The sequence below is a fragment of the Vibrio sp. 10N.222.52.B7 genome, from assembly GCF_041474275.1.
Taxonomy (GTDB): domain Bacteria; phylum Pseudomonadota; class Gammaproteobacteria; order Enterobacterales; family Vibrionaceae; genus Vibrio; species Vibrio crassostreae_C.
In genome coordinates this window covers 1-5,635 of sequence record NZ_JBFRTU010000107.1, presented here as the reverse complement: position 1 = coordinate 5,635, position 5,635 = coordinate 1, and the positions used below count along the sequence as shown (strand labels likewise).

Here is a 5,635-nt window from a genome sequence, read left to right as displayed (position 1 = left end):
AAATCTGGCGTTGCTTCATCGGTATCATGCAACGCCAAATCTGAAATGATTTATTTGGATTATTTAGCTTAATTTGCGGCTTCTATGGTGCCTTTGAAAGTGCTGTCTAAAAAGTCATTGATCTCTTGTGAGTGGTAAATTGAGATGATCTTTTTATACGTTTCATTATTTTTGTCTTCTTCTCGCGCCGCAACAACCATCACTGCTAAAGGTGCGTCTTTTTTCTCTAAGTAAATGCCTTGTTTCTTAGGGGCGAGTCCAGCCGACATTACATAGTTCATGGTGATTGCAGCAGCATCTACATCGTCAAGAGAGCGGGGTAGCTGCGCGGCATCCACTTCAACAAATCGAATGTTCTTCGGGTTGCTAACAATATCGTTTAAAGACGCGTTGAAACCAGCGTTGTCTTTTAATGAGATCAGCCCTGCATCTTCAAGCAGTAATAGTCCACGCCCGCCATTCGTTGGATCGTTTGGAATCGCGATTCGAGCGTTTTCGGGAATAGAATCAAGCGAAGTGTACTTGTTCGAGTAAACGCCCATACGCATCAAAATTGAACGTCCGATAGAAACTAACTGGCTATCGTGATTGGCATTAAAGTTATCGAGGAATGGCTGATGCTGGTAACTGTTCAGTTGGATACTTCCATCATCTAATGCTGCGTTAGGGGTGATATAGTCTGAGAACTCGACGAGTTCAATATTTATCCCTTGCTTTGCTGCTTCTTTGGCAACAGCTTGTACAACTTGTGCATGTGGGCCAACTGTCGCCCCAATCTTGATGACAGCCTCGTCTTTTTTTCCACATCCTGTTACACCGAATACGAAAGCTAATGCCAACAGGGATGCTGTGATTTTTTTGTAGCTGTTCATGATAACTCCATTTAATAAATAAAAGACATGTAGACGTCTAGCTATCTATATTATCTATTTGCGCGATCGGGTCAATAGGTTTGTTTGAAGCGAAGTTACATTGATGAGCGGTTAAGTCAGTGAATCAACGAGGCTTCTGTACGTGAGACTCGACCGACAATCCCCTTCTAACCCCCTTGGTTTACATCTCAAACCTATTGTTGGTAATGGGAAAAGGGAGGAACTGATTACCGACCAACAAAGGCCTCGCGAGTGCGAGGCCTTTTGGGTTTTGTAGGGAATAGGGCAGTCACTCGGAATCTAAAGAAAACGGGTTCAGTAAAGCTAACTATTAAGAAAGCTTTTGGTTAAAGAACTCAAGTGTACGTTTCCAAGCTAACTCTGCTTCTTCTTCAGCATAGCGGCCAGTTGAATCGTTATGGAAGCCATGGTTCACGCCGTCATAGATGTAAGCTGTGTAGTCTGCTTCGTTCTCTTTGAGTTCGGCTTCATAATCTGGCCAAGTCGCATTCACGCGTTTATCGATTCCCGCAAATTGGATGAGCAAGGGGCCTTTTACATTTTTTCTTAAATCTGGTGCGGCAGGAGTACCATAAAATGGAACGCCTGCATCGAGTTGCTCTGGCATGACAGCGGCCAACATATTCACGATATAGCCACCGAAGCAGAAACCGACTGCGCCTAGCTTACCGTTACTTTTTTCATGGGACTTCAAGAAGTTTGCCGCTGCGATAAAGTCTTCTTCGATTTTCTCTTTTGATAGCGACTTCTGCATCGTTCGACCTTCATCATCATTACCTGGATATCCGCCAAGCGAATAGAGTGCATCAGGTGCAAACGCAATAAACCCCGCCGCTGCGAGTCGTCTTGCCACATCCTTTATGTATGGATTGAGGCCTCTATTTTCATGAATGACCAATACAACAGGCGCATTGCCCTCTAACTCTTTGGGTACAACCAAGTAACCATAGCCTTCGCCGTGTCCTTTAGGTGAAGGAAACTTCTCGTAGGTTGCTTTGATGGAAGGGTCATTGAAAGAGACTTGCTCTGCCTGCGCATAATTAGGAATCAGTGCGGAAGTTAGCGTCGTCATGGTTAAGCCAAGTACAGCTAGCCCAGATAGACGAGCCATAAACTCTCTGCGATCAATCAGGCCGTGTGCATATTCGTCGTACCAATCAAATGCTTCTTGAGGGATAGATCGAGTCGGCGTTGATTGAGATTCGGTATTTGGATTCATAACTTTTCCTTGTTGTGAGTTGTTTGACCAATCAACTATAGTGGAAAATTTGATATAATTGAACGATCGCTCAATAACTTTTGAGCTATTTGTTATATCAAAGTACAAAAATTAGATGACAGTCCGATAAAACGATCACTTCGAATCGATTTCCATCGCTTTGGTTTGTTTTACGGAGCAATTCAATACAAGGTTGATTTGAGGGTTAAGTCAGTGAAGTCGGGTGTGATGATTGTTTGTTTTTAGGGAGGCTCTAAATCGAAGTTGGGCACATTAGAGCTAGGCTTATTTTCCGCAGACATGGACAAGTAAGTTTCAATGCAAAACGCTTGATTTTACTCTGGTATAATCTTTCTCATAGGGACGACCTTAGCGTTATCAGAACCTTCTTGATGAGAGATAAAATAGATGTTGAAACTTCTGCGTCAGATAAAAAAATGGAAACTTGTAACGTTTGGCTTACTGATGCTCATTGCCGCTTTTTTTTATCTACAACCAGTTCGGGAACCGTATGTCCCGTGTCGACGAGGCAAAATTTCTAATCGGCCAACTGAATACTGTTTTGGATGCCGCTGAGCAATATTCTCGTGATAATGGCTCTCTGCCTCCTATTGCTTCCGATACCGATACGAACTTCGGCTACTTAAACATCAATCACTTAATTGCAAATCCGGGCTTATCAACATGGCGAGGACCATATCTACCTTATGGCGATACATGGATAGGTGGTGATCAGTACATCGACCACCCAGATTACATAGCAACGCAATTACTGCTTAAGGAAAAGGGCAGCCAATGGGCACGAGGAAGCTCCGAGACAGGTTGCGAATCGTCATCATCCACTTGCTCTGTTGCAGCTTGTATCTGGTTGGTACCAACAAAAGTCGCACAAGAAATTAATAAGATTGTGGACGGCAGTTCGAGTATAGAAAGCTCAGATGCGACAGGAAAAATACGTTACGAAAAAGCTTTTGGTGGCGCTCTTATCTGTATGATTGGAGATGATTATCCAATGCCTTCAGCACAGACAAATTAAGTCGTTTCTAATTACCTCACTGGCAACTTGGTCTTAGTTTTTACCTGACCGAAGGCGAAGCTCGATTCAATAGAAGCAATATTAGGCAGGCGAGTTAGTTGTTTACGGATGAACTGCTCGTAGCTTTTTAGCGATTCACTGACTACATGCAATAGGTAGTCGTGATTGCCCGTCATCAGAAAACACTCTAACACCTCGTCAATCACTTCAATGTGCTGCTCAAAGTCTCGCATGTTCTCTTCTGTCGGCTTTTCAAGTTTCACCAACACAAACACATTGACTGGCAGGCCACACGCTTCTTGGTCGACACTGGCGTGATAGCCGCGAATAATCCCCTGTTTCTCTAATGCTCGAACTCGGCGTAAGCAAGGAGAGGGCGACAGTGCTACTCGATCGGCCAACTCTTGATTAGACAGCCGAGCGTTGTTTTGCAGTTCAGCCAGTATTTTCTTGTCGATCTCGTCCATTGGCATAATCCATCAATATTGAATTTAGTTTGGCAATATTATTGCTCAAAGTGTATGTCTTACTTCGCAAATAGCAATTTTTAACATCTGCCCAAAACTAAAATTAAAGAAGGAACAACAAGCATGGAATGACTTAGGAATTATGAATACTTCAACTCAACTTAGCCCGCTGCGTAAAACCACCAAACACGAACAAGCAGAAGCTCTTGCCGTTGAGCAAGCAAAGCATTTTGGTATCGACCCAAATAGCGATTACGGCATCACGCTGATTGAACTGGCGACGACACTGTACCAAGCCAATACCAAGACACACGATCTTTGGGCATTGACGGTTGATGGACTTTCAGAGCTCGATAAAAGTGACCGAATCGCTTGGTTTAACGCCAAACGTTTTTTGTCATTCCAGATCGCTAAGATCCTCGATAATCTGCAAAACCCAATGCGCGCCACTTACCAGTCTATTGCCACCAATAATGGTAATTTTGCGTCTAAAGGTGCGTATCCAATTTTCGATAATGTCGCTGCTATATTTTCTGCAAGCCCTGTGATTACACGTACCGCGACCTATTTGTTTGCGTGTACAGAATGGATTGAAGATGCGTTTAACGGTAAAGAGCCGTTGCACGATATATATTCTCGACTGCTTAACCCTACATCGATTTCACTGGCTAACCATATGGTTGATATCGAGGCAGGCTCTAGAGCCAACGAATACCTCGCATGGAACTTTAACTCGGGTATGGCGGCTATTGATGGGTTGTTGAGCCACTTGCTCGGGCATGAAGACATTGTTTTGGCTTCACGCAATATCTACGGTGGTTCTTACCAGCTGTTGGAAGATTGGTTTGGAAAACCTTCTAATCTGAATGTCGCGGTAGAGTGGGTGGATGGTTACTCCGGTGATGAGTTTGCGACGCGCCTTGATGAGGTTGCTGATAAATACGCAGATCGCATCGCTGCAGGTAAGAAAATCTACGTTTACCTAGAGTCACCGTGTAACCCGCATGGATACGTGTTGGATGTTGCTAGCATCAGTAAAGCTGGTCACTCTCGTGGTTGGGATGTGATTGTTGACTCAACAGTGGGTACACCAATGTTGCACCCAGTACTAAAACGTGACGATGTGATGGAAAGACCAGATTATGTGATTCACTCCTACACCAAAGAACTGGCGGGTTCTGGCACCACAACTGCTGGGGTTGTGATTGGTCGCAATGAGACTATGTTTGTGCCAAAAGGAGAGGAGGTCACTTTCACCAAGCCCAACGGTGATGAGGCCAAAATCCGATGGAACGAAACGCTGTTTTGGAATGTGTACTACATTAAGGGTGCATTCCTAGATGCAGATAAAGCGTTTGAAGTGCTCAATGGTATGAAAACGTATGAGATGCGAGTGGTGCAAAAAACGATTAATACACTGACTCTCGCGAAGATCTTTGATGCTCACCCAGACATCAATGTGTCGTGTCCTGCTTTGCCAGATAGTGATAACTATGAACACTGCCAGAACAACATGTACTTGGGGCTACCAGCGGCGCTTTTCACTATCGATATGGAAGGCAATGGCGACCGTGCGCCAATCAATCGAGATGGCTTCAAACAGTTCTTCGACATGCTTGAGCCCGCTATCGGCATGCAAGTAAGTTTAGGGCAAACCAATACAGTGGCGCTGTGTCCAGCACTGACTACGCACTCAGAACTCAGTGATGAAGCGCTCAATGAAGCCGGTATCAAACCGACGACAATGCGTATCTCTATCGGCTTGGAAGATCCTCGAATGTTCATTGCTCATATTGTCGAGGCGGCTAAATTGTCGATTGACCGCAACCACGTAGATTTCTCATCCAGCTTCCCGAGTGGTGACAATATCGATGAAATCTATATGCAAACTTATATGGATGTACACCAGAGGTTTGTGAAAAGCTTGCCGAAGTTCAGTGAGCTGAGTCAGTAACTTAGGTCAGTTAACAAGATTAGTCAGTTAAAGGCCGTCAATAAAAAAGGTTCATCGCGGCTTTCC

General features: G+C 44.3%; 4 protein-coding genes and 1 pseudogene. 2 read left to right on the top strand and 3 right to left on the bottom strand.

The window, feature by feature from the left end; translation table 11 throughout:
- Positions 1–68 precede the first annotated feature (68 nt).
- The gene (locus tag AB4512_RS20670; protein ID WP_372175522.1) at positions 69–872 is read right to left on the bottom strand and encodes a MetQ/NlpA family ABC transporter substrate-binding protein; all 804 of its coding nucleotides are present in this window, start codon (positions 870–872) and stop codon (positions 69–71) included.
- A 331-nt stretch (positions 873–1,203) separates the two neighbouring features.
- Positions 1,204–2,112, bottom strand: coding sequence for a dienelactone hydrolase family protein (locus AB4512_RS20665; protein ID WP_017059076.1), 909 nt, complete (start codon positions 2,110–2,112; stop codon positions 1,204–1,206).
- A gap of 408 nt (positions 2,113–2,520) precedes the next feature.
- On the opposite strand from AB4512_RS20665, the pseudogene AB4512_RS20660 reads away from it, so the two are divergent.
- Positions 2,521–3,148: pseudogene (locus tag AB4512_RS20660) on the top strand (type II secretion system protein).
- A gap of 11 nt (positions 3,149–3,159) precedes the next feature.
- Here the strand turns inward: AB4512_RS20660 and AB4512_RS20655 are convergent.
- Positions 3,160–3,615, bottom strand: a complete 456-nt coding sequence (locus AB4512_RS20655; RefSeq protein ID WP_017059083.1) for an Lrp/AsnC family transcriptional regulator — start codon at positions 3,613–3,615, stop codon at positions 3,160–3,162.
- A gap of 142 nt (positions 3,616–3,757) precedes the next feature.
- On the opposite strand from AB4512_RS20655, the gene AB4512_RS20650 reads away from it, so the two are divergent.
- Positions 3,758–5,569: a PLP-dependent transferase gene (locus AB4512_RS20650; RefSeq protein WP_372175521.1), complete on the top strand. Its 1,812-nt coding sequence runs from the start codon at positions 3,758–3,760 to the stop codon at positions 5,567–5,569.
- Positions 5,570–5,635: the final 66 nt, after the last annotated feature.